Source organism: Embleya sp. NPDC001921, assembly GCF_053594475.1.
In genome coordinates this window covers 63,047-83,924 of the sequence record NZ_JBSFEO010000052.1, presented here as the reverse complement: position 1 = coordinate 83,924, position 20,878 = coordinate 63,047, and the positions used below count along the sequence as shown (strand labels likewise).

Annotated in this window: 20 protein-coding genes; 11 read left to right on the top strand and 9 right to left on the bottom strand. The window is 72.0% G+C overall.

The window, feature by feature from the left end; translation table 11 throughout:
- Positions 1-97 precede the first annotated feature (97 nt).
- Positions 98-1,045: a threonine/serine dehydratase gene (locus ACWCPW_RS42170; protein WP_449766914.1), complete on the bottom strand. Its 948-nt coding sequence runs from the start codon at positions 1,043-1,045 to the stop codon at positions 98-100.
- A gap of 234 nt (positions 1,046-1,279) precedes the next feature.
- On the opposite strand from ACWCPW_RS42170, the gene ACWCPW_RS42165 reads away from it, so the two are divergent.
- Entirely contained in the window at positions 1,280-2,128 is an 849-nt protein-coding gene (locus ACWCPW_RS42165; RefSeq protein ID WP_449766913.1) for a (2Fe-2S)-binding protein, read from the top strand.
- Positions 2,129-2,244: 116 nt separating this feature from the next.
- Here the strand turns inward: ACWCPW_RS42165 and ACWCPW_RS42160 are convergent, their stop codons facing one another.
- Positions 2,245-3,357 carry a citrate synthase 2 gene (locus ACWCPW_RS42160; RefSeq protein ID WP_395873370.1) on the bottom strand — a complete coding sequence of 371 codons (1,113 nt, stop codon included), beginning with the start codon at positions 3,355-3,357 and terminating at the stop codon, positions 2,245-2,247.
- A gap of 390 nt (positions 3,358-3,747) precedes the next feature.
- Between ACWCPW_RS42160 and pdxH the strand changes: the two genes are divergently transcribed.
- Complete coding sequence (gene pdxH / locus ACWCPW_RS42155; RefSeq protein ID WP_449766919.1) at positions 3,748-4,389, top strand: pyridoxamine 5'-phosphate oxidase; 642 nt, start codon at positions 3,748-3,750, stop codon at positions 4,387-4,389.
- A gap of 548 nt (positions 4,390-4,937) precedes the next feature.
- Here the strand turns inward: pdxH and ACWCPW_RS42150 are convergent.
- The 3 genes from ACWCPW_RS42150 to ACWCPW_RS42140 all read right to left on the bottom strand — a co-directional run bounded on the left by ACWCPW_RS42150 (position 4,938) and on the right by ACWCPW_RS42140 (position 8,009).
- Positions 4,938-5,777, bottom strand: a complete 840-nt coding sequence (locus ACWCPW_RS42150; protein WP_449766912.1) for a hypothetical protein — start codon at positions 5,775-5,777, stop codon at positions 4,938-4,940.
- A gap of 8 nt (positions 5,778-5,785) precedes the next feature.
- Entirely contained in the window at positions 5,786-6,532 is a 747-nt protein-coding gene (locus ACWCPW_RS42145; RefSeq protein WP_406297155.1) for a sugar isomerase domain-containing protein, read from the bottom strand.
- Between the two features lie 76 nt (positions 6,533-6,608).
- Positions 6,609-8,009, bottom strand: a complete 1,401-nt coding sequence (locus ACWCPW_RS42140; protein ID WP_449766911.1) for a cryptochrome/photolyase family protein — start codon at positions 8,007-8,009, stop codon at positions 6,609-6,611.
- A gap of 196 nt (positions 8,010-8,205) precedes the next feature.
- Here ACWCPW_RS42140 and ACWCPW_RS42135 point away from each other — a divergent pair, with 196 nt between their 5' ends.
- Positions 8,206-8,895, top strand: coding sequence for a metal-dependent transcriptional regulator (locus tag ACWCPW_RS42135; RefSeq protein WP_355538171.1), 690 nt, complete (start codon positions 8,206-8,208; stop codon positions 8,893-8,895).
- A gap of 191 nt (positions 8,896-9,086) precedes the next feature.
- Here the strand turns inward: ACWCPW_RS42135 and ACWCPW_RS42130 are convergent, their stop codons facing one another.
- Positions 9,087-9,743: a bifunctional DNA primase/polymerase gene (locus ACWCPW_RS42130; protein WP_449766910.1), complete on the bottom strand. Its 657-nt coding sequence runs from the start codon at positions 9,741-9,743 to the stop codon at positions 9,087-9,089.
- Between the two features lie 445 nt (positions 9,744-10,188).
- Between ACWCPW_RS42130 and ACWCPW_RS42125 the strand changes: the two genes are divergently transcribed.
- From ACWCPW_RS42125 to ACWCPW_RS42095, 7 genes are all read left to right on the top strand, one after another.
- Positions 10,189-11,565 (top strand): transcriptional regulator, encoded by a 1,377-nt coding sequence (locus tag ACWCPW_RS42125; protein WP_449766909.1) that lies wholly within the window; start codon positions 10,189-10,191, stop codon positions 11,563-11,565.
- A 207-nt stretch (positions 11,566-11,772) separates the two neighbouring features.
- Entirely contained in the window at positions 11,773-13,167 is a 1,395-nt protein-coding gene (locus ACWCPW_RS42120; RefSeq protein ID WP_449766908.1) for a hypothetical protein, read from the top strand.
- 226 nt (positions 13,168-13,393) lie between these two features.
- On the top strand, positions 13,394-14,518 hold the full coding sequence (locus ACWCPW_RS42115; RefSeq protein WP_449766907.1) for a uroporphyrinogen-III synthase: 1,125 nt from the start codon (positions 13,394-13,396) through the stop codon (positions 14,516-14,518).
- A gap of 152 nt (positions 14,519-14,670) precedes the next feature.
- Positions 14,671-15,525: a hypothetical protein gene (locus ACWCPW_RS42110; RefSeq protein ID WP_449766906.1), complete on the top strand. Its 855-nt coding sequence runs from the start codon at positions 14,671-14,673 to the stop codon at positions 15,523-15,525.
- Between the two features lie 187 nt (positions 15,526-15,712).
- Positions 15,713-16,150 (top strand): SCO4402 family protein, encoded by a 438-nt coding sequence (locus tag ACWCPW_RS42105; RefSeq protein WP_449766918.1) that lies wholly within the window; start codon positions 15,713-15,715, stop codon positions 16,148-16,150.
- Between the two features lie 147 nt (positions 16,151-16,297).
- Entirely contained in the window at positions 16,298-17,194 is an 897-nt protein-coding gene (gene purU, locus ACWCPW_RS42100) for a formyltetrahydrofolate deformylase (RefSeq protein WP_449766905.1), read from the top strand.
- Positions 17,195-17,221: 27 nt separating this feature from the next.
- Positions 17,222-17,437 carry a hypothetical protein gene (locus tag ACWCPW_RS42095; RefSeq protein WP_449766904.1) on the top strand — a complete coding sequence of 72 codons (216 nt, stop codon included), beginning with the start codon at positions 17,222-17,224 and terminating at the stop codon, positions 17,435-17,437.
- Here the strand turns inward: ACWCPW_RS42095 and ACWCPW_RS42090 are convergent.
- Positions 17,430-17,648: a hypothetical protein gene (locus ACWCPW_RS42090; RefSeq protein ID WP_402233823.1), complete on the bottom strand. Its 219-nt coding sequence runs from the start codon at positions 17,646-17,648 to the stop codon at positions 17,430-17,432. The genes ACWCPW_RS42095 and ACWCPW_RS42090 overlap by 8 nt on opposite strands.
- A gap of 443 nt (positions 17,649-18,091) precedes the next feature.
- Between ACWCPW_RS42090 and ACWCPW_RS42085 the strand changes: the two genes are divergently transcribed.
- Complete coding sequence (locus ACWCPW_RS42085; protein ID WP_449766903.1) at positions 18,092-19,285, top strand: RtcB family protein; 1,194 nt, start codon at positions 18,092-18,094, stop codon at positions 19,283-19,285.
- A gap of 7 nt (positions 19,286-19,292) precedes the next feature.
- Here the strand turns inward: ACWCPW_RS42085 and ACWCPW_RS42080 are convergent, their stop codons facing one another.
- Together ACWCPW_RS42080 and ACWCPW_RS42075 are read right to left on the bottom strand one after the other, a co-directional pair.
- On the bottom strand, positions 19,293-20,120 hold the full coding sequence (locus tag ACWCPW_RS42080; RefSeq protein WP_449766902.1) for a hypothetical protein: 828 nt from the start codon (positions 20,118-20,120) through the stop codon (positions 19,293-19,295).
- A gap of 164 nt (positions 20,121-20,284) precedes the next feature.
- Complete coding sequence (locus ACWCPW_RS42075) at positions 20,285-20,827, bottom strand: anthrone oxygenase family protein (RefSeq protein WP_449766901.1); 543 nt, start codon at positions 20,825-20,827, stop codon at positions 20,285-20,287.
- Positions 20,828-20,878 lie beyond the last annotated feature (51 nt).

The following is a 20,878-nucleotide window of genomic DNA, read 5'->3' as shown; positions in this document are numbered from 1 at the left end:
GATCCGAGAACCGCTCTCCCGTCGACGACTTCACCTGCCCAGGCCTTGGCACAACCCACCCAACGACCGAACCCCACCAAAGTCACTGGTATTGGATCTAGACCAGGTTTCCCGGGTCGGTGTTGGCGCCGCACAGTATGACGGCGACCTTTTCGCCCTGGGCCGGGGTGTACGCGCCGGTGGAGAGGGCGGCGAGGGCCGTGGCGGCGGCGTGTTCGACGACGATGCGGAAGTTGTCCCACAGGGCCTGGCGGGACTCGACGATGGCCTTGTCGGAGACCAGGACCGAGAACGCGCCGGTGCGCCGCGCCGTGGCCAGCGCCGTGGCGGAGACCCGGCGCGCGCCCAGGGAGTCGGCGGCGATCGAGTCGGTCGGCACGTCCACGACCTCGCCCGCCTCCAGCGCGGCGTTCAGCGCCCGGCAGTTCTCCGGTTCGACCGCGACCGTGCGGATCCCGTGCTCCTCGGCGGCGGTCGCCACGCCCGCGAACAGCCCGCCGCCGCCGACCGAGACGATGACCGTGTCCAGCTTGCCGGGCACGCCGGCGACCATCTCCGGCACCAGCGTCCCCGCGCCCGCCGCGATCAGCGGGTTGTCGTACGCGTGCGACAACAGCGCGCCGGTGTCCTCGGCGAACCGCCGCGACGCCTCCAGCGCGTCCGCGTACTCACGGCCCACGAGCAGCACGTCCGCGCCGTACGTGCGCAGCCGCTCGACCTTGATCCGCGGCGCCGTCTCCGGCAGGAACACCGTCGAGCGCACCCCGGCGCTCCGCGCCGCCCACGCGCACGCCAGGCCCGCGTTGCCGCCGGAGGCGATCACCACACCGGCCTCGGGCATGGTGCCCGCCTCGATGTGCGCGGTGGTGAAGTTCGCGGCGCCGCGCGCCTTGAACGACCCGGTGTGCTGGATGTACTCCAACGCGAGCCACACGTGCGGCGACGGATGGATCGGCATCATGGTGACCGGCTGGGTCTGGCCCACGATGCGCTCGGCGGCGTTCCTGATGTCGCCGTAGGTCAGTTCGGGCGTGGCGGTATCCATGACGCACGACCCTATGCGTTCGCCCGCCGAGCCCCCGCCCGCCGCGTGGCTCCGATTCCCGTCGAGTCGGGGCCATGCGGCCGTTCGGCCGTTCGGGTGAGTGCGGGCGGGCGGTCGCGGTAGTCCTTCCTCGGCGAGCGACGAGGGCGTACGCCCCTCGGCACTCGGGTGATGTGCGGGACATCTCGATCACTCGCGTGGACATCGGGGTTAGGCAAGCCTTACCTTCGGACCATGACGTTGGTCGATCTTCGGGAGTCCGGGCCGTGCCCCGCGTTGGCGCAGACCTTTCGCGGGCTCGGCGCGGCGTGTCCGCTGATCACGGTCGAGGCGGGGCACCCGCGGGCGGGTCTGCTGCGCGTGGCGCGCGTGGCCGAGGACCCCGAGGTGCTCGAGGGTGTGCTGACCGCCGAGCGGCAGCGGATCACCGCGTCCGTGGACGCCGAGCCGCGCGCGGACGCGATCGCGATGTGGGCCCTGCACGGCTACGCGTGGTACGCGTGCCTGATGTTCGCCGGGCCGTGGTTCCTGGGCCGCCGGGTCCCGTTGGTGGACCTGGACGACGTATGGCTCGACCCCTCGCCCGAACGGTCGAGCAAATGCCTCACCGTCACCTCGACCACCTTCGCGTGCCTGCCCGACGACCCGGACGCGGGTGCTCCCGGCGCGCGCGTGGTGGCCGACGAGAACGCCCTGCGCGCGGTGCTGCTGCGCGCGGTGTCCGAGCACCTGGAGCCGCTGCTCACCGCGTTCCGGCCACATCTGCGGCGCGGTGAGCGGGTGGTGTGGGGGATGGTGGCGGACGAGGTGGTGAGCGCGGTCTGGTACCTGGGCCGCTCGCTCGGCGCGGACGAGGGCGAGCGCGCGGTCCGCGAACTCGGCGAACTGTTTCCCGGCGACACCGGCCGGTTCAAGCGCGACGCCGGATTCCGTACCCTCCGGGGCACCGAGGGCCGCACCCACCGCAACCGCACCCAGAGCGTGTGCTGCCTCTGGTACACGCTGGAGCCCGACGCGCTGTGCGGCACCTGTCCCCGCGCCGACGACGAGCGCCAGGTGGCCATCCTGGAAGGTCGCGCCTGACCCGGATCCGTCGCGTCCGAGCGGACCCCGGGTCGCGTCGGACATGACGGAACCCCGCACCCTGACGGGTAACGGGGCTCCGGGTGAGCGTCGAGCGCGGCGAAGGTGTCGAAGGCTCAGTGCTTCAGGTTGCGGACCGTGTCGTCGTAGCCCGGGACCTCGGTGATCGGGCGGGTGCCCGGGCCGACGTACAGGGCGGCCGGACGCACCAGGCGCGACGTGCGCTTGTGCTCCAGGATGTGCGCGCTCCACCCGGCGGTCCGGGCGCAGGTGAACATCGAGGTGAACATGTGGGCCGGCACCTGGGCGAAGTCCAGCATCACCGCGGCCCAGAACTCCACGTTGGTGGCCAGGATCCGGTCGGGTCGCCGAGCCTGGAGCTCCTCCAACGCCGCCTTCTCCAGCGCCGCGGCCACCTCGTAGCGAGGCGCCCCCAGCTCCTTGGCCGTCCGTCGCAGCACACGCGCGCGAGGGTCCTCGGCGCGGTACACCCGGTGGCCGAAACCCATCAGGCGCTCGCCCCGGTCGAGGACGCCCTTGACGTACGCCGTGGCGTCGCCGGTGCGCTCGATCTCCTCGATCATGTGCAGCACGCGCGAGGGCGCACCACCGTGCAGCGGGCCGGACATCGCGCCGACCGCGCCGGACAGACACGCCGCGACGTCGGCACCGGTGCCGGCGATCACCCGCGCGGTGAACGTCGAGGCGTTCATGCCGTGCTCGGCCGCCGACGTCCAATAGGCGTCGACCGCCTTGACGTGCTGCGGGTCCGGCTCGCCGCGCCAGCGGATCATGAAGCGCTCGACGATGGTCTGCGCCTTGTCGATCTCGCTCTGCGGGACCATCGGCTTCTCCAAGCCGCGGGCCGACTGGGCGACATACGACAGCGCCATCACGGCGGCCCGGGCGAGGTCGTCCCGCGCCTGGGTGTCGTCGATGTCGTGCAGCGGTTTCAGACCCCACACCGGGGCGAGCATGGCCAGCGCGCTCTGCACGTCCACGCGGACATCGCCCGAATGGATCGGGATCGGAAACGGTTCGGCCGGCGGCAGGCCGGGGTTGAACGCCCCATCCACCAGCAGGCCCCAGACATTGCCGAACGAGACGTGGCCGACGAGGTCCTCGATGTCCACACCTCGGTACCGGAGCGCGCCACCCTCCTTGTCGGGTTCGGCGATCTCCGTCTCGAACGCTATGACTCCTTCGAGCCCGGGTACGAACTCGGACATCAGGCGGCTCCTCATGCGATCTCGACTGACTTGTGGCCGGGTCTTTCATACCCCGCATTACCACACCGTGTCTTCCCCCGAAAAGGCCGGGGCGCATGGTGCCGATCAAGCTCCGCACCTGGGGTCCGCCGGTGATTCGGGGAGGTGTTCCGCTCGGTCCGGGCGAGGCTGGGGATGGTGCCTCGCCTGAAGGTATGGGCCGATCGAAGTCCGTCGATCAGGATATCTCTTGATATCGAGACGACCTACGCCGGAACACACCCGGGCGAGTGAGGTCCGGCACAAATCGGGCCGGGTCGGTCACCCGAACCGCACTCGTCGGGGGTGATCGTGCCGGGTGCGGGCGACTGGTGGTACTCGTTGTCCGTGGAGTTCACCGAGCTTGCCGCGATGCGCCGGCAGTACCGAGGCGAAGGCATCGACGTCGGCGCCTTGCCGCCGACCCCCTTCCCGCTGTTCACCGCCTGGCTGGCCGAGGTGGCGGCGGCCGAACTGCCCGAGCCCAACGCGATGGTCGTGGCCACCGCGACGCCGGACGGACGGCCCAGCACCCGCACCGTCCTGCTCAAGGAGTTCGACGAGCGGGGCTTCGTCTTCTATACGAACTACGGCTCGCGCAAGGGTGTCGAACTGGCCGCGAACCCGGCGGTGAGCCTGCTCTTCCCGTGGCACGCGCTCGCGCGTCAGGTAGTGGTGACCGGTTCGGCCGAACGGGTGGCGCGGGAGACCACCGCCGAGTATTTCCGCTCCCGGCCGCGCGGCTCGCGGATCGGTGCCTGGGCGAGCGAGCAGTCCACCCCGGTGTCCGGGCGCGAGCAGTTGGAGAAGAGGTACGCCGAGGCCGAGGCCGGGTTCGCGGCCATCGACGACATCCCGGTGCCGGACTTCTGGGGCGGCTTTCGGGTCCGGCCGGACGCGGTGGAGTTCTGGCAGGGGCGCGAGAACCGGATGCACGACCGACTGCTGTACCTGCGCGAGGGCGTCGAGGGCGGCGAGGGGTCGCGGTGGCGGGTCGAGCGACTGAGCCCGTGACCCGAACCGGCCGCCGGCTCAGGCCGGCGTCGGCGCGCTCGGGTCCGCCGTCGAGTCGGTCATCAAGCCCGCGAACGACAGCGACCCGCAGGTCGCTTCTCCGTCCACCTCGGTGAGGTGGAACGAAGGCCGGGGGACGATCCCGGCGACCTGCGGGTCGGGTGTCTGCCTGGTGTTGCCGGCCGCCTGCCTGCGTCCGTCGCGGTGCACTCACGACGGGGCCTGCCGAGCCGGTAAACCGGAGTGGCGGCTAGCGGGCAGCCACCTCACGCGTCCGAATGCTATGCAACTTCAGACCACCTCCTCTCCCGTGTGCCAGTGAGGTTAGATCCGCTCGTGGGCGGGTGCAACGCATTTACGGGGTGCCCGATCCCACATCGAAATCAGGAATAGATGCAGGGGGCATCGGGATTGGACGAAGCGGGTGCACCCTGCCTCGAAACGCCTCGCCGAAGCCGTTCTCGCGGACCTGACCCGCTGCGCGGGTTCCCCGGCGCCACGACGCGCGTGATCCGCGGCCGTGGCCCCCGCCGCTGGTGCGGCGGGCGTCAGGTGCGCGGCGCGATCCACACCTGTTCGGCGTGCGCGGCCACCCGGCCCTCGGCGTCGTAGAGCGTCGTCGCGGTGCGCACCTTGCGGCCCTCGCGGCCGAGTCGGCGGCCGAGCACGACGCACGGTTCGTCCGGATAGGGGAGCGCGTACACGTGCGCGGTCATCCGGCCGAGCAGGAGCGCGGTGTCGCGGTCCATCCCGGTCCAGCCGCCGGGGCAGTCGAGCGCGGCCCAGACGAACTCGGGCCCGATCTGTTCGGTACCGGGCGCCACCAGCGAGGTGTGCGGGGTCCACACGCACGCGTTGGTGTCCGGACGGTCCGCGAGCAGGCCGGGGAACAATCGCAGGCCGTCGCCCTCGGCACGCTTGGTGCCGCACACGAAGCACCCGGTGTAGGGGTTCCACGCCGCGAAGCCGGGGAACGCCCGGCTCGCCTCGCGCGCCTCGGCCGGGGTGACCGCGTCGATCGGCGTGGGCAGCGGCAGCGCGGCGTCGACCGGGATCGCCTCCGCGATCGGCCCGTCCTCCTGATCCAGGGTCAGCCCGCCGGTCGCGGCGTCGCGGGTGACCGGCAGCGGCCGATCCAGCGGCACCGCGCGGCGCAGCGTCACGGTCACCCCCGACGCCGTCCCGCCGGTCGCCCGCGCGGCCAGCAGCCCGGCCAGATAGCCGCCGTTGCCCATGCCCGGCGGCCCGTTGAAGCGGGCCGGGACCACGATCGCGGCCGAGTACGGGTCGGACCCGTCGACCGGCTCGGCCGCCGGCGGCGGAGCGGCGGGAGAGCGTCGGTCCGAGGTCCGCCGATCGGGGGACTGGGACCGTGCGTTGGGATGCACTGCCGGGTTCACCTCAGGTAGAAGATCCGGTCCGCGTGTTCGGCCAGCAACCGCTCGTTCCACGCGGCTCCGCCCTCGACGTTCGCGGACATGAACACCGGGGGTTCGACTCCCCGGGAAACCAGGTGGCCGATCACGCCGACCATGAGCGTCTGCAGCACCGCCGAGCACACCACACCCGAGGTGGGGCCGATCCGCTGCGGTACGCCGTCCACGTCCAGCGCGGCGTCGCCGGGCGCGATGGCGGTGTCCAGCACGATGTCGCAGTTGTCCAGGACTCGCGTACCCGACGGATGCCTGGGCGATTCGGCCCTGCTGGCCACGATCGAGGTGACGCCGATCACGAGCACGCCGCGCTCGCGCGCCTGGCGGGCCAGCTCCACGGGCAGCCCGTTGCGTCCGGACAGCGAGATCACCACGAGTGCGTCGCCCTTGCGCAGGCCCGCGCCGTCCAGGACCGGGCCGGCGAGTTCGGCGAGCTTTTCCACCGCGGTGCTGACCGTGATCGGGCGCACGGTGAGTTCGTTGCCGGGGGCGATCAGCGGGTTGGCCAGGATCAGGCCGCCCGCGCGGTAGATCACGTCCTGCGCGGCGAGCGCGGAGTGGCCGCCGCCGAACACGAACAGCCGGCCGCCGGCCGCCAACGCCTCGGCGATCCGGTCCGCGGCACGGTCGACGGTGGGCAACTCTTCGTCCCGAAGCCGCTCGAGCAGCGCGATCGCCGCGTCGAGGTAGCGCGCACCCAGCTCGACCATCCCCGGTCCTCCCGTTCGTTTCGGTGTGTTCCGAGCTTCGTATACGGATCCGCCGTGCGTACGCGGATCCGGCACCCTACCGCCGGATCGCCCGGTAGCGGTCGAGTGCGACGCGCCTTTCCTCGGCGTGCTCGACGACCGGGTCGGGATAGCCCTCGACGCCGATCCTCCACGGCTCGTGCACCGCCTTGCCCGCGATGCCGCGCAACTCGGGCACGTAGCGCCGGACGTAGTCCCCGTCGGGGTCGAACCTTCGGCCCTGGGTGATCGGATTGAAGATCCGAAACCACGGCGACGCGTCCGTGCCGCAGCCCGCGGTCCACTGCCAGCCGTGGCTGTTGGAGGCGAGGTCGCCGTCCACGAGGTGCCGCATGAAGTGCGCCGCGCCGCGCGTCCACTCCTGGTGCAGGTCCTTGACCAGGAAGGATGCGACCACCATGCGCACCCGGTTGTGCATCCAGCCCTCGGCGAGCAGTTGCCGCATGCCCGCGTCCACGAACGGGAAGCCGGTCCGGCCCGCGCGCCACGCGTCGAACAGCGCGTCGGCGTCCGGGCCGCTGTCGTAGCGCATGTCGGCCATGTCCCGGTTCAGGTACTCGCGCGCGGTCTCCGGGTGGTGCCACAGCACGTCGCCGTAGAATTCGCGCCAGGCCAGTTCGGCGCGGAAGGTCTCGTCGACGCGCCCGCTCAGCAGTGTGCGCGGGTGGATCTCGCCGAACTTCAGGTGCACCGACAGCCGCGAGGTGCCGGCCAGGTCGGCCCGGTCGCGCAGTTCGCGGTAGCGGTCCAGGCCGTGCGCGCGGAACGCTTCCCAGGTCGCGAGCGCGACCCGCTCGCCCGCCTCGGGCAGTCGTACCCCGGCGGGCGCGGGGGCGGCCGGGTAGTCGACCGAGTCGGCCCGCGCCCACGCGAGGTCGGTCGGGCGCGGCAGCGGGGCGCGCCATTCGTGCTCGAGCCACGCGCGCAGGAACGGCGTGAACACCCGGTAGGGCGACCCGTCGGCCTTGCGCACCCGCCCCGGGGCCACCGCGTACGGCGATCCGGTGGCCCGCAACGGCACCTCGAGAGCCGCCGCCACGGCCGCGTCGCGGGTGCGCCCGTAGGGCCCGAAGTCGGCGCTGACGTGCACCTCGGCGGCGCCGACCGCGCGCACGAGCGCGGGCAGCTCGCGGGTCGGGTCGCCCGCGCGGATCACCAGGCGCCCGCCCAGCTCGCGCAGGTCCGCGTCCAGGGCGCGCAGCGAGTGGATCAGGTGTGCCCGGCGCGCGGGCCCGGAGGCGTCCCACAGGACCGGGTCCAGGACGAACAGCGGCAGCACTCGGGCGGGCTCGCCGTCCCCGGTGCCGGGAAAGCCGGTTCCGGCCGCGGCGTGCAGTGCCGGATGATCGGCCAGCCGCAGATCGCGACGGAACCAGAGGACATGTACACGATCGGGGGATCCGGAGGATCCCGCGGTCTTCCGGGATGGCAATGGCATACCGGAACGTTATGACCGTACGCACCCCACAGCGTGGGCCCACACGGGCGGGAAACACGTACGGATGACGCGGCGGCACGCGCGGGACGGCGCGGACGGGGAAAGCCGCGGAGGCTCGATCGTCCGGACGTCCGCGTCGGCGGTCCAGGTGCGTCAGAATTGGACGGCAGGACCACCAAGAACGGAGCCGCTGGTCGTGAGTGGACTCATCGACACCACGGAGATGTACCTCCGGACGATTTTCGAGCTGGAGGAGGAGGGCGTGGTCCCGCTGCGGGCGCGGATCGCGGAGCGGCTGGAGCAGAGCGGGCCGACCGTGAGCCAGACCGTGGCACGGATGGAGCGGGACGGGTTGTTGACGGTCGAAGGTGACCGTCACCTGGAACTGACGCCCGAAGGGCGGGGAATCGCGACGCGGGTCATGCGCAAGCACCGGCTCGCCGAGTGCCTGCTCGTGGACGTCATCGGATTGCCCTGGGAACAGGTGCACGCCGAGGCGTGCCGTTGGGAGCACGTGATCAGTGAGCAGGTGGAACGTCGCCTGCTCGAACTGCTGCGCTATCCCAAGGAATCGCCGTACGGCAACCCGATCCCGGGCCTGGAGGAGCTGGACCAGGAGCTGCACGCCGACTCCTTCAAGGAAGGCGGGCTGGTCACGCTGCTCGAGTCGGCGGGGCCGGAAGGCAAGAACGTCGTGGTGCGGCGGCTCGGTGAGCCGCTGCAGACCGACGCCCAACTGATGTACACGTTGCGCCGAGCCGGGATTCGTCCCGGGGCGGTCGTGAGTGTGCACGAGTCCGCGGGCGGCGTGATGGCGGGCAGCGGCGGCGAAGCCGCGGAGCTGTCGCCGGAGGTCGCGTCGCACGTGTTCGTGGCCGCGCGGTAGTTGCGCGTAGCGCGCGGGTTGATGGGCCCTCGTATCCGAGACGGTTCGGGTGCGAGGGCCCTTGCGTTGCCTCTTGGGTGGATCGGGGTTTTGCGCCCGCCCGCCCACCCGTGCCTTCGGGTGGGATGGCTGCGGAGTTACCGCGATGCGGCGGCGTGGTGGGACCTCGCGGCCACTTGGCAGGGTGTTCGCTACCTGGCCTCGACCAGTGCTCGGCCGCAGGCGTAGGCGATCGGGCTCACCAGTTCACGGGCTTCGGGAAGCCAGCGGTTGAGCTCGGTGGGTTCGCGGGCCCACGAGGCGCTGCCGGAGCTGCCCATCCGGGACGGCGGGGCGACCACCCAGTCGCCCTCGCCCTTGGGGATCAGGTCGATCGCGCTGGTGCCCCAACCGATGCGGCGCAACATCTCGCCCATCTTGTCCCGGGCGCCGGGGAGCACGAGGAACTGCAGCCGCCGGGTCGGGGTCGCGATCACCGGGCCGAGCGGCAGCCCCATGCGTTCCAGGCGGGCCAGCGCGAGGCAGCCGGCCTGTTCCGGGACGTCGATCACGTCGAAGCCGCGACCGGTGGGCAGCAGGATCGCCGCGTCCGGGTGCTCGCTCCACCAGCGCCGCACCAGCGCGGGCGAACTGGCCGCCTGGACCGCCCAGTCGCGCAGGATGGGGTGCGCGCCCGGGGTGGCGCATCCGGGATGGCCGCAGCTGCAACGACGCCCCGCACTGTTCTCGATCACCGAGGCGCCGGGAACCACGTCCCAGTGCCGGTCCTCGGCGTAACGGATTGCGGACTCTACAAGCGTGTCGCGGGCGAGCTGCCGGGCCCCCAGGGTGTCTTCCACGTGCTGCACAACTGTGGGACCACGGGATGGTTACGGCCGGCCGGCGCCGCACTCGTGGCCACCCGTACGGCGGGCCCCGAACGGTGCGGGGTCGCGCGCCGGAGCGTCGCGCTCCGGGTGGGTGAAACCGGGTGATCAGGGGCGACGGGATCATCGGTGGCCATCCGGCGCAAGGGGGGCGCATGGGTGCAGACCAGGGGGCGCAATGAAGGGTGCCCTATCCGCTGCTCTATACGGGTCACTACGCTCCGTACGCGGATGACATTTCATACGACTGCCGGGCAACATCGGCAATTCCGGCCGGTCCGGATCTCGGCAGGTGGATGACGTCCGCTGGACACGCATCACGGACTCATCAGGCATCAGGGCGAGGACACGACGGGGCCGGAGGATCCCCGTCGCGCCGATCCCGCATGCCACAAGCCCGCACCGACGGGTCGGGGAGGGAACGCCGATGGCCGCGCGAACGCAGGCGAGCAGGCAGCCCAACGAAAGGTTGACGGCACTGATCCAGGAGGCCGGCTGTTCGAATGCCGGGCTCGCCCGCCGGGTCAACATGTGCGGGGCCGAGCACGGCATGGACCTGCGCTACGACAAGACCTCGGTGGCCCGCTGGCTGCGCGGTCAACAGCCGCGCGGCGCGGTGCCCAACCTGATCGCCGAGGCGATCGGCCGCAAGCTCGGCCGGCCGGTCACCGTCGAGGAGATCGGCATGGCCGACGGTCGCAGCCTGGCGACCAACGTCGGCCTCCAGTTCGCCGCCACGCCGGCGGCCACCGTCGAGGTGGTCACCGAGTTGTGGCGCAGCGACGTCAACCGGCGCGACTTCCTGCTCAACTCCTCGGTCGCGGTGGCCGCACTGGTCGCGCCCAGCCGGGACTGGTTGATCACCGAGCCGGACGCGCAGGTGGCCCGGATCGGCGGGCCGCGCGTGGGCGCCTCCGACATCGAGGCGGTGTGCGCGACCACGGACATGTTGTCCGCGCTGGACCACCGGTTCGGCGCCGGCCACATCCGCCCGGTCGTCGTGCACTACCTGGGCAGCGTGGTCACCCAGTTGCTCAACGGGACCTATTCCGACGAGACGGGCCGCGCCCTGTTCGCGGCCGTGGCCCGCCTCACCGAGCTGGCCGGTTACATGGCCGTGGACACCGGCCAGCCGGGTCTCGCCCAGCGCTACTACATCCAGGCCCTGCGGCTGACCCAGGCCGCGGGCGACCGCGCCTACGGCGGATACGTGCTCGCCGCCGGGATGAGCCACCTCGCGGGCAGCCTGGGCAACCCGCGCGAGATCACCCAGCTCGCGCGCGCCGCGCAGGAGGGCGCCAAGCAGGAGGCCACGCCCACCACCCAGGCGATGTTCCACGCCGCCGAGGCGCGCGGGCACGCGCTGCTCGGCGACGCGCGCGCGTGCGAGGCGTCGTTGTCCCGGGCCCAGTCCGCGATGGACGTCGCGACGCCGGACGAGGATCCGCAGTGGATAGGGCACTTCTCCCAGGCGTACCTCGCCGACGAGTTCGCGCACTGCTACCGCGACCTGGACCGGCCCCGACAGGCCGAGGCGGCGGCCCGCGCGGCCCTGGACGGACACGCCGACACGCGGGTCCGGCGGCGGGCCGTGGACACCCTGCTGCTGGCCACCGCGCACCTGCAACAGAACCGGCTCGACGAGGCGTGCGCGGTCGGCGCACAGGCGCTGGACCTGGTGGGCCGGCTGCACTCGGCGCGCGGCCTCGAATACCTCAAGGACTTCCAGCGCCGGCTGGAGCCGTATCGCGACGAGCACGTGGTCCGCGAATTCGCCGAGGCCGCGCACGCCGTCCCGGTCTGAGCCGCGCGCGGGCCGCCGACCTGCGCGAAGAGGCGTTCCGCCGGCCGATCGTGGCCGGCGGGGTCGGGGCGCCCGGGGGTGCGCCGCTGTTCGCCACTCGAACGTCTGAGTTACCGTCGGGCGAAACGCGGTACCGGCCGCCGGGCGAACCGGACGGTCGCGCGACCGCCGGGCGCGACGGCTCGAGGCGACGAACGGGTGGATGGCATGGGATCCGGTGGAGCGGACGGCGGCGGGGGCGAACGGGGCGGGGGCGGCGAGCAGCCGCCGGGGCCGTCGCCGTTCGGTCCGCTCGAACTCCCGCGCGACGAGACCGAGGTGCTGCCGAGGTTCGAGGACTACGCGGACCAGGGCCCGCCACAGGGGTACGGCGCGCCACAGCAGCCCTACGGCGCGGCGCAGCAGTACGGCGGCCCGCCCTACCCGCCGAGCGAGCCGTATCGGACGAACCCGCCCCACCCGCAGGCACCGGGAGGCCCGGCCGAGCAACCCGGAGCCACCCGCCTCGCGCCGCTGCCCGGGCTCGCGCCGCCCGCCGCGCCGGGGCACGTACCGCCGCGCCCCATGCACGCGCCCCCGGGGGCGCCCGGCGCCGCCGGCGCGTCGGCCGGTCCGGCGGTCGGGCCGGACCTGTTCCGCTCCGGCCCGGCGCCCGCCGCCGGACCGGCCGACGCCACCCAGGTGTTCCCGGCCGGACTGTTCCGGGACGACGTCGGCGCCTCGCCGGCCGGACCGGGCCCCGCGGGCACCTCCGGACAACCGCTGCCGCCGGCCTACTCGGCGCAGCCCGCGCCTCCCGCCTACCCGGCGCAGCCCGCGGCCCCCGGCCAGGCGGGGCCGCCCGTGCCCGCCGGATACGCCGCGCAGCAGTACTCCCCGCAGTACGCGCCGCCGGGCGCCCCGCCGCACGGGCCCGGGCCGGACGGCCGCGGCGGCTCCGGCTCCGGGCGGCCCAGGACCCCGCTGATCGCGGCCGGCGTCGGTGCGCTCGTCGTGGTCGCCGCGATCGGCGTGTTCGCCAGCGGCGCGTTCGGCGACGACGACAAGAGCGACAACGCGGACAAGGGCGCCGCGACCGGCTCGTCCGCGAAACCGGACCCGTCGGGCACCGGCACGCCCGGGACCACCGCACCGCCGGCCAAGGCCGACGAGGCCGGCGCCCAGGCGTCCGCCGTGGACCGGCTCCTCCAGGCCGGCGCCGGATCCCGCCAGGTGGTGTCCCAGGCCGTACAGCGGATCCAGAAGTGCGACGACCCCGCGGCCGGCGCGCAGTCCCTGAACGAGGCCGCCCGGCAGCGCGACCAGCAACTCGCCGGCCTGGCCAAGCTGTCCACCGACAAGCTCACCGGCGGTGCCCAACTGGTCGCGGGCCTACGCGACGCGTGGACCGCCTCCGCCGAGTCGGACCGCGAACTCGCGGCCTGGGGAACCGAGATGGCCCAGGGCGGCTGCAAGGGCAAGCACGCCGAGAACACCGACCACAAGCGTGCCGCCGACCGCGCGAGCGGCCGGGCCACCACCGCGAAGAACAAGGTGGTCGGGCTGTGGAACCCGATCGCCACCGAGCACAACCTCAAGAAGCGCACCGCCGGCGAGTTCTGAGCCCCGGACCCGCGCCGGTCCCGCCGGCCGGCGAACTCCGGGCCGGCGGGACCGCTCCGGACCGGTCGCCGACGAGTTCCGCGCCCCCGACTCGCCCGGTCCGGTTCGGACGGCGAACGCGAGGCCGGCGGACCCGCCCCGGCCCCGGCGGCTTTCGACGCACGCGCTAACTCCCGCGTGACCGTCCGGCAACAGAGCCGTAACACACGTCGGCGAGTCTCACCCCATGGAGACAGGCACGGGGGACGAACCGCTGATCGGGTTCACCATCGGCGTCACCGCGGCCCGGCGCCGCGAGGAACTCGTCGCCCTGCTCCAGGGCTTGGGCGCCAAGGTGGTCGACGCGCCCACCGTGCGCATCGTGCCGCCGGCCGAGGACACGATCCTGCGCCGGGCCACCGAGCAGGCGTTGGACCGTCGCCTGGACTACGTGGTGGCCACCACCGGCGTGGGCTGGCGCGGCTGGTTCGCCGCCGCCGAGGGCTGGGGGCGCGGCGCCCGGCTGACCGCCGCGTGCCGGGCCGCCGTGGTGGTCAGCCGCGGGCCCAAGGCGGGTACCGCGGTGCGCGCGTGCGGCCTGCGCGAGGTGTACTCGCCCGGTTCGGACGCCGGCGACGAGGTGCTTGCCTGGCTGCTCGCGCGCGACCTGCGCGGGCGGCGGATCGCGGTCCAGCAACACGGCGCGCCGCTGGAGGGCTTCGCCGACGCGCTGCGCCAACGCGGCGCGGACGTGCTGGAGATCCCGGTCTATCGCTGGGGGCCGCCGGACGACCCGGGCGCGGTGCGCCGCCTGGTCGAGCAGACCGCGCGCCGGGAGCTCCACGCGCTCACCTTCACCAGCGCGCCCGCGATCGGCGCGTTCCTGGACACCGCCGACGAACACGGCCGCCGGGCCGACGTGTTGGCCGCGTTGCGAGCCGACGTGCTGCCGGTGTGCATCGGCCCGGTGTGCGCGCGGCCGCTGGCCGAGCAGGGCGTCGAGTCGGTGTGGCCCGAGCGCGGCCGGCTCGGCTCGCTGGTGCGCACGATCACCGAGACGTTGCCCGCCCGGGCCCGCCGCGAACTGGACACCGGCACCGAGCGCCTGGTCCTGCAGGGCAACGCGCTGCTGGTCGACGGTCGGACCATCTGGCTGCCCCCGGTACCGGGCGCGGTGCTGCGCGCGCTCGCCGAGAAGCCGGGCTGGGTGCTCAGCCGGGCCGAGTTGTTGCGCCGGGTGTGGGCCGACACGCGCACCGACGAACACGCGGTGGAGGCGGCGATCGCCCGACTGCGCGCCGCGCTGGGCCCGTACGCGAGCCTGGTCCGCACGGTCACCAAACGCGGCTACCGCCTGGCCGTCGACCCCTGACGCGGGTTCTTCGGACCCGTCGAGCCCGAAGTCCCGGTCCAGGATCGGGGTACCGGCAAAGCGGTATATTTCCAGGGCCCGCCACCCCCCGCCTGGTAGGAGCCGAGGGCCAACCCGCACCATGGGCGGGTGACAGGGGGTGAACACGAACCTTGATACGCATACGGAAGCGCACACGACTGTCGACGGTCGTGCTGCTCGCCACGACCATCACCGGTGCCGCCGCGTGCTCCGGATCGCCCGACACCGACCGGGTCGCCGGCACGGTCGCCACCGCCGGGCCCAGTTCGGCGCGCCTGACCTCGGAGGGCCCCAAGCCCGTCGCCGCGGACCGGCCGAGCGGCTCGGTGCCGCCGGTGGTCCCGCCCGCCGCCGCCGGCGACACTCCCGAATCGGGTGCCTACGGGACCGAGCTGCTGACCCACCTGCGCACGACCCCGCACGGGATACACGTGAGCAAGGTCCGGGTGGCCAGCTCGTACAAGGTCTACAAGGTCACGCTCGAAACGGACCTGGTCCGCGGCAACGGTTCGGACACGCGGGCCGAGGAGATCGTCCGCGACCGTGCGGGCAAGCTGCTCACCGAGACCGCCCAGTGGGCGGAGGACCATCCGGCGTTGTGGGTCGGCGGGATCGAGATCCTCGACTCGGACCGCGACGCGATCGACTTCCGGCTCGGCGCCGAGCGGGACGACCGCAAGCCGGCCGCGGACGACTACGGTTCCGCGATGCTGGCCGCGCTGCACACCACCCCGGAGGGCACGCGTCTGCAGCAGGTGCGGCTGACGCTGGACCACAAGGGCAAGTACGAGGTCGCGATCGACACCGACCTGTCCTCGCACCTGCCGGGGGACTACTCGACCGAGGCCGCGCAGACCTTCAACACCGCGGCCCGGATCCTGCTCGTGGCGCAGAACTGGATCCGCGACCACCCGGGCTTCGACGTGGCCGCGCTGCGCGTGTACGACGTCGAGCGCGGGCTGATCACCATCAAGATCGTCGACTGAGCGAGCCGCGCGGCCGACCGACCCGCGACCGGACCGCCCGGTTGTCGGGATCGGTCCGGTCTGCGGCATGATCGGTGGAAATTAGAGGTGATCGAAAGCATCCCGTCCGGAACCGATCGGGAACGAAACGGGATCGGATCGGCGAAACCGAAGCGGGGACAGGGGAGGAGGCGCCACGATGACACGTATGCGCCAGAGCACCGTTCCGTGGTGGCGTTGGCGGGCCCAGGTCCGCTCCGCGCTGCACATGTTCGGCGACCCGACGTTCCAGCGCGAGTCCTGGCTGGCCGGCCGCCCGGAGTACGGCTCGATCACCGACGCCGTCTATCGCCTGGTCGGCGACTCGTGGCTGGACCGCTGGTCCGCGACCACCTACATCGGGCGCCTGGTCGTCGACGCGGACGAGGCCGCGCTGGTGGACGCCGCGGTGGTGGAGATCCTCGCCGTCCTGCACGACATCGGCGAGGACGCGCCCGCGCCCGCCTACCTCACCCACGCGCGCTGGCCGCAGGTCGTCGCCACCTCGCGGGCCGCGCACGTCGCGCTGGCGAAGGCGGACGAGGACGACCCGGACGCGCCCCCCGACTCGCTCGACGTGCTCCGCATCCGCACCGGCGGGCGCTGAGCCCGCGCGGGACGTGGGATCCTGTACGACCGGCCGGGCCGCCCGGCCGGCCGGGTCCCGTCCGGGATCGGGCCGCGCGAACAGCCGGCGGATCGGGCATCCGGAAGGCCGAAACCAATGCCGCAGATGGATAAGAAGGGCGCGTCCATGACCGAGCAGACCCAGCCTGTCGACGGCAGCGGTGACGTGTCGACCGGCAGCCAGTACGTGCTGACGCTGTCCTGCCCGGACAAGCGCGGCATCGTGCACGCGGTCGCCAGCTTCCTGATGATGACCGGCTGCAACATCGTGGACAGCCAGCAGTTCGGCGACCGGGACACCGGCCTGTTCTTCATGCGCGTGCACTTCACCGCCGAGCAGGGCGTCGAGTTGGACGCGCTGCGGGCCGGCTTCACCGCGGTCGGCGCGTCCTTCCACATGGACTGGCAGATCCACGACGGGGACGCGCGGATGCGCGTGTTCGTGATGGTCAGCAAGTTCGGCCACTGCCTGAACGACCTGCTCTTCCGCAGCAGCATCGGCGCGCTGCCGATCGAGATCGTGGGTGTGGTGTCCAACCACCGCGACTTCGAGGAGCTCTCCCGCTCCTACGGCGTGCCGTTCCACCACATTCCGGTCACCCGGGAGACCAAGCCGGAGGCCGAGGCGCGGCTGCTCGCGCTGGTGCGCGAGAACGACGTGGAACTGGTGGTGCTGGCCCGCTACATGCAGGTGTTGTCGAACGACCTGTGCAAGCAGCTCGAGGGCCGGGCGATCAACATCCACCACTCGTTCCTGCCGAGCTTCAAGGGCGCCAAGCCCTACCACCAGGCGCACGCGCGCGGGGTCAAGCTGATCGGCGCGACCGCCCACTACGTCACGGGCGACCTGGACGAGGGCCCGATCATCGAGCAGGAGGTCGAGCGGGTGGACCACGCGGTCACCCCCGCCGGCCTGGTCGCGGTCGGCCGCGACGTCGAATGCCAGGCGCTGTCGCGCGCGGTCAAGTGGCACTCCGAGCGACGGGTGCTGCTCAACGGGACCCGCACGGTCGTCTTCACCTGAGCGAACCGGGTGACCCGGGTGGCCCGGGTGACCCGAGGTGGCCCGGGCGAACTGAGCGACCCGGGCGGCCTGGGCGACCCGGGTGATTCGACGGACCCGAGTGCCCTGGGCGGCCTGGGCGACGCGAGTGGTTCGACGGACCCGAGTGCCGTGAGCGACCCGGGTGATCCGGCGGATGCGAGTGCCCCGAGTGCCCCGAGCTACTTGGGCAACCCGGGCGAGCGGTCGGCTCGGCTCACCTGACGCTGAGCACGAACGCCGCCGAGCCCACCGCGGCGGCGGCGACACCTGCGATCCATCCGGCCCGGGCGGCTCGGGGGAACTCGGTGCGCTCCCGGGGCCCGTCGCCGTCGAAGTCGCGGACCACGGGTCGCACCCGGGGCCGATGGCGGTCGCGCCCGAAGACGACACAGGCTACGGCGGTGATCCACGCGGCTACCCCGACGACGAACATGCCTCGGGAATGTACGCCCGACCCGGTTGGCTGTCACAGCGGCGCGCGGGTGTGCGCGCGGGGCGCGCGTCGGCCGTCCCCGCCCCGGTCCGGCCCGCCCCGGCCCGGAAAATCCTTTGCGGGGTGGGCCGTTGCCGTGGCTTGATGGAGGCCGAGCCACGACAGGTCCTTCCGTGTGTCCTGTCCTCGTAGGGAGAGGAGCGAGCCGGTGCGGTTCCGTGACAACGGCCGATGCCCCGTCCAAGGCGCCTCGGCCCGCCGCGTGTAACCCCTGCTTCGCTCCCGCTCCGCGGGTCCCGCAGTCGCCAACCCTGCGGCGCCCGCCACCGGCTGCCCCGTGCCGCACCCGGACTCACTCCCCGGAGTGCGCCGGGGCAGCCCACCAAGACTTCGAGCCGACGCGCTCATGTTCAGCCATACCTATTCAGGAGAATAATCCAGATATGTCGTACACCGAGGTCCCGGGCGCCCGGGTACCTATTCGCATGTGGACCGACCCGGCCGCGGTCGAGGGTCAGGCCATGCAGCAGCTCCGCAACATCACCACGCTCCCGTGGCTGCACGGCCTCGCCGTGATGCCCGACGTGCACTACGGCCGCGGTGCCACGGTCGGCTCGGTGATCGCCATGCGCGACGCCGTCTGCCCGGCGGCGGTGGGCGTGGACATCGGCTGTGGCGTGTCCGCTATCCGTACCTCGCTCACCACCAAGGACCTTCCGGACGACCTGGCACACCTGCGTTCGCGGATCGAGGCGAATGTGCCGGTGGGGCACATGGGCCACAAGGAGCCGGTGGACGTGCGGAAGCTGCACGCGTTCCCGGTCGCGCGCTGGGACGACATGTGGAGCCGGTTCGACGAGCTGGCTCCGGCGGTGCACTTCCGGCGGGATCGGGCGGCGAGCCAGCTGGGCACGCTCGGCGGTGGAAACCACTACCTGTCCCTGGACAGCGACAACGAGGGCCGGGTGTGGCTCCAGCTGCACTCTGGTTCGCGCAACATCGGCAAGGAACTCGCCGACCACCACATCGGTGTTGCGCAGTCGCTGCCGCACAACCAGGATCTCGTGGACCGGGACCTCGCGGTGTTCATCGCGCACACGCCGCAGATGGAGGCGTACCGCGCTGATCTGTACTGGGCGCAGGAGTACGCGCGGCTCAACCGGGATCTGATGCTCGCGTTGTACGGAGAGGTCGTGTCCAAGTACTTCACGAAGCGCCAGGTCACCTTCGATCGGGCCATCTCGTGCCACCACAACTACGTCTCGGAGGAGACCTACGACGGCGTGGATCTGTTGGTGACCCGTAAGGGCGCGATTCGGGCCGGCAGTGGCGATCTCGGCATTATCCCGGGTTCGATGGCGGTCGGTTCGTACATCGTGCGCGGCCTCGGCAACATCGACGCGTTCAACTCGGCATCGCACGGGGCGGGCCGGAAGATGAGCCGGAACGCCGCGAAGAAGCGGTTCACCGTGAAGGACTTGGTCGAGCAGACCGAGGGTGTCGAGTGCCGCAAGGACGCGGGCGTCGTGGACGAGATCCCGGGTGCGTACAAGAACCTGGATCGGGTCATGCGCCAGCAGTCCGATCTGGTCGAGATCGTCACGCACCTGAAGCCGCTGATCACGGTCAAGGGCTGACGGGGCGTCACGAGAACAGCGTCAACTGCGGGGGAGCCGGTTCGACCGGCTCCCCCGCTTTGGCAAGCCGCCATCGGCGGATGGCGCAGCTCGCGACGGTTCGGCCGAGCAATTCAGCGGCGATATCGGCCGGGTGGGACAGCACGACAGTGTCGTCGGCTTCGTTCCAGCGACGTGGTGCCGATCGGGCTCGCATGTGGGCCGGGCGTTCCCAAGCCTTGACACTCTCGGCCTTCGCGGCCTTTCGCGCGAGTGCGAGACTGTCGTCGTAGTACAGCTCGCGCGCGATCGCAACGGCCGGATCGCTCGTGTAGAGGATGTTGAAGACACCATCGCGAACGTTCCTGCCGGGGTGTCGCGGTACTCCGCTGATGGCCAGGCCGAATGCGCAGAAATAGTCCGAGATGGGCCGGCTCGACGTGGTCAGGCTCAGGAACGGATAGCCCTTGGCCGTCATGCCGACCGCGCCGTCCGCGTCGACGAGCCCGCGTACGTAGTCACGCGCGACATGAGCGTTGTCGGGCGGGCCGATCGAGGCGGACTTTCTGCCGTAGGGCAATCCCAGGCTTCGGAGAGTCTCGCGGGCCTCCAGCGCGTGTACGGACCAGGTCGCCGAAGTGTGTTCGGCCGAGAAGTTGGTCGTGCGCGTGCGCTCGCGAATCGCACTCGGGTATGGGCACAGGCGCTGGAAGCGCTCCAACAACTCACGGTCGCAGACGCCTACTTCCAGGCTCAGTCGGCCGCGTTGACGGGAGTCTGCGGAGAGGTGACCGTCGGCTTGCAGGAAGCCGAACATGTACGAGTACTCGGGACGGCGCAGATCCATGAAGTCCATCGCACCAATGTGCGAGTCGGCTGCCGGGCAGGACGCTCGAATGCCGATCGTTCACCGGAATGGAGCAGCGTCCGCCGAGGACCGCGCGGTGGACGACCGCCAACACACCGAGACCCGCTCCGGCGAGCAATCGCTCACCGAGGCGGGTCTTCCTGCGTGTTCGGTCAGGGGGTGCGGGTGGTGCGGGGGAGGAGGTGGATGGCTCGGGTGAGGGCGGCCAGGGCGGCGGTGGCGGCGAGGGTGCGGGCTATGTTCCAGGCGATCCAGGCGTTCTCGACGTCGTCGCGCAGCTTCTCGGGGTCGGCGATCCGGGCCGGGTCGCCGGCGTCCTTGATCTTGTTGTTCAGCGGGATGTTGCCGCCGATGGTGATCAGCATGCCGACGAAGGCGAGGACGACGCCGGCGACGACCCAGCGGGTGGTTTCGCCGTTGCCCAGCTTGCGGATGCGGTGGATCGAGATCGCGCCGAGGATCGGGGCGCCGAAAAAGCAGGCGAAGAAGACCGGGTTCTCGATCCGCTTGTTGACCTGCTGGAGGACGTCGACGAAGGTGCGGGCGTCGACCTGGCCCAGGCCCGGCATGATCGCTACGGCGAAGCAGAAGTAGACACCGGCGACCAGGCCCGTGGTGACCAGGGTGGCGCCGAGGAGGATGGCGGCGGTTCGGGTCGAGGGAGTGGTTTCGGGTGGATTGAGCTGCCGATTCATGCCGGGGTCCCCGTTGTCGAGTGGTTGGTGATCGTGTCGCCGGTGCTGCGG

Excerpts from the sequence above, each read along its gene's own strand:
- ACWCPW_RS42170 (WP_449766914.1), bottom strand. The coding sequence starts at position 1,045 with ATGGATACCGCCACGCCCGAACTGACCTACGGCGACATCAGGAACGCC.
- ACWCPW_RS42165 (WP_449766913.1), top strand. The coding sequence starts at position 1,280 with ATGACGTTGGTCGATCTTCGGGAGTCCGGGCCGTGCCCCGCGTTGGCG.
- ACWCPW_RS42160 (WP_395873370.1), bottom strand. The coding sequence starts at position 3,357 with ATGTCCGAGTTCGTACCCGGGCTCGAAGGAGTCATAGCGTTCGAGACG.
- pdxH (WP_449766919.1), top strand. The coding sequence starts at position 3,748 with ATGCGCCGGCAGTACCGAGGCGAAGGCATCGACGTCGGCGCCTTGCCG.
- ACWCPW_RS42145 (WP_406297155.1), bottom strand. The coding sequence starts at position 6,532 with ATGGTCGAGCTGGGTGCGCGCTACCTCGACGCGGCGATCGCGCTGCTC.
- ACWCPW_RS42140 (WP_449766911.1), bottom strand. The coding sequence starts at position 8,009 with ATGCCATTGCCATCCCGGAAGACCGCGGGATCCTCCGGATCCCCCGAT.
- ACWCPW_RS42125 (WP_449766909.1), top strand. The coding sequence starts at position 10,189 with ATGGCCGCGCGAACGCAGGCGAGCAGGCAGCCCAACGAAAGGTTGACG.
- ACWCPW_RS42120 (WP_449766908.1), top strand. The coding sequence starts at position 11,773 with ATGGGATCCGGTGGAGCGGACGGCGGCGGGGGCGAACGGGGCGGGGGC.
- ACWCPW_RS42115 (WP_449766907.1), top strand. The coding sequence starts at position 13,394 with ATGGAGACAGGCACGGGGGACGAACCGCTGATCGGGTTCACCATCGGC.
- ACWCPW_RS42105 (WP_449766918.1), top strand. The coding sequence starts at position 15,713 with ATGCGCCAGAGCACCGTTCCGTGGTGGCGTTGGCGGGCCCAGGTCCGC.
- purU (WP_449766905.1), top strand. The coding sequence starts at position 16,298 with ATGACCGAGCAGACCCAGCCTGTCGACGGCAGCGGTGACGTGTCGACC.
- ACWCPW_RS42090 (WP_402233823.1), bottom strand. The coding sequence starts at position 17,648 with ATGTTCGTCGTCGGGGTAGCCGCGTGGATCACCGCCGTAGCCTGTGTC.
- ACWCPW_RS42085 (WP_449766903.1), top strand. The coding sequence starts at position 18,092 with ATGTCGTACACCGAGGTCCCGGGCGCCCGGGTACCTATTCGCATGTGG.
- ACWCPW_RS42080 (WP_449766902.1), bottom strand. The coding sequence starts at position 20,120 with ATGGACTTCATGGATCTGCGCCGTCCCGAGTACTCGTACATGTTCGGC.
- ACWCPW_RS42075 (WP_449766901.1), bottom strand. The coding sequence starts at position 20,827 with ATGAATCGGCAGCTCAATCCACCCGAAACCACTCCCTCGACCCGAACC.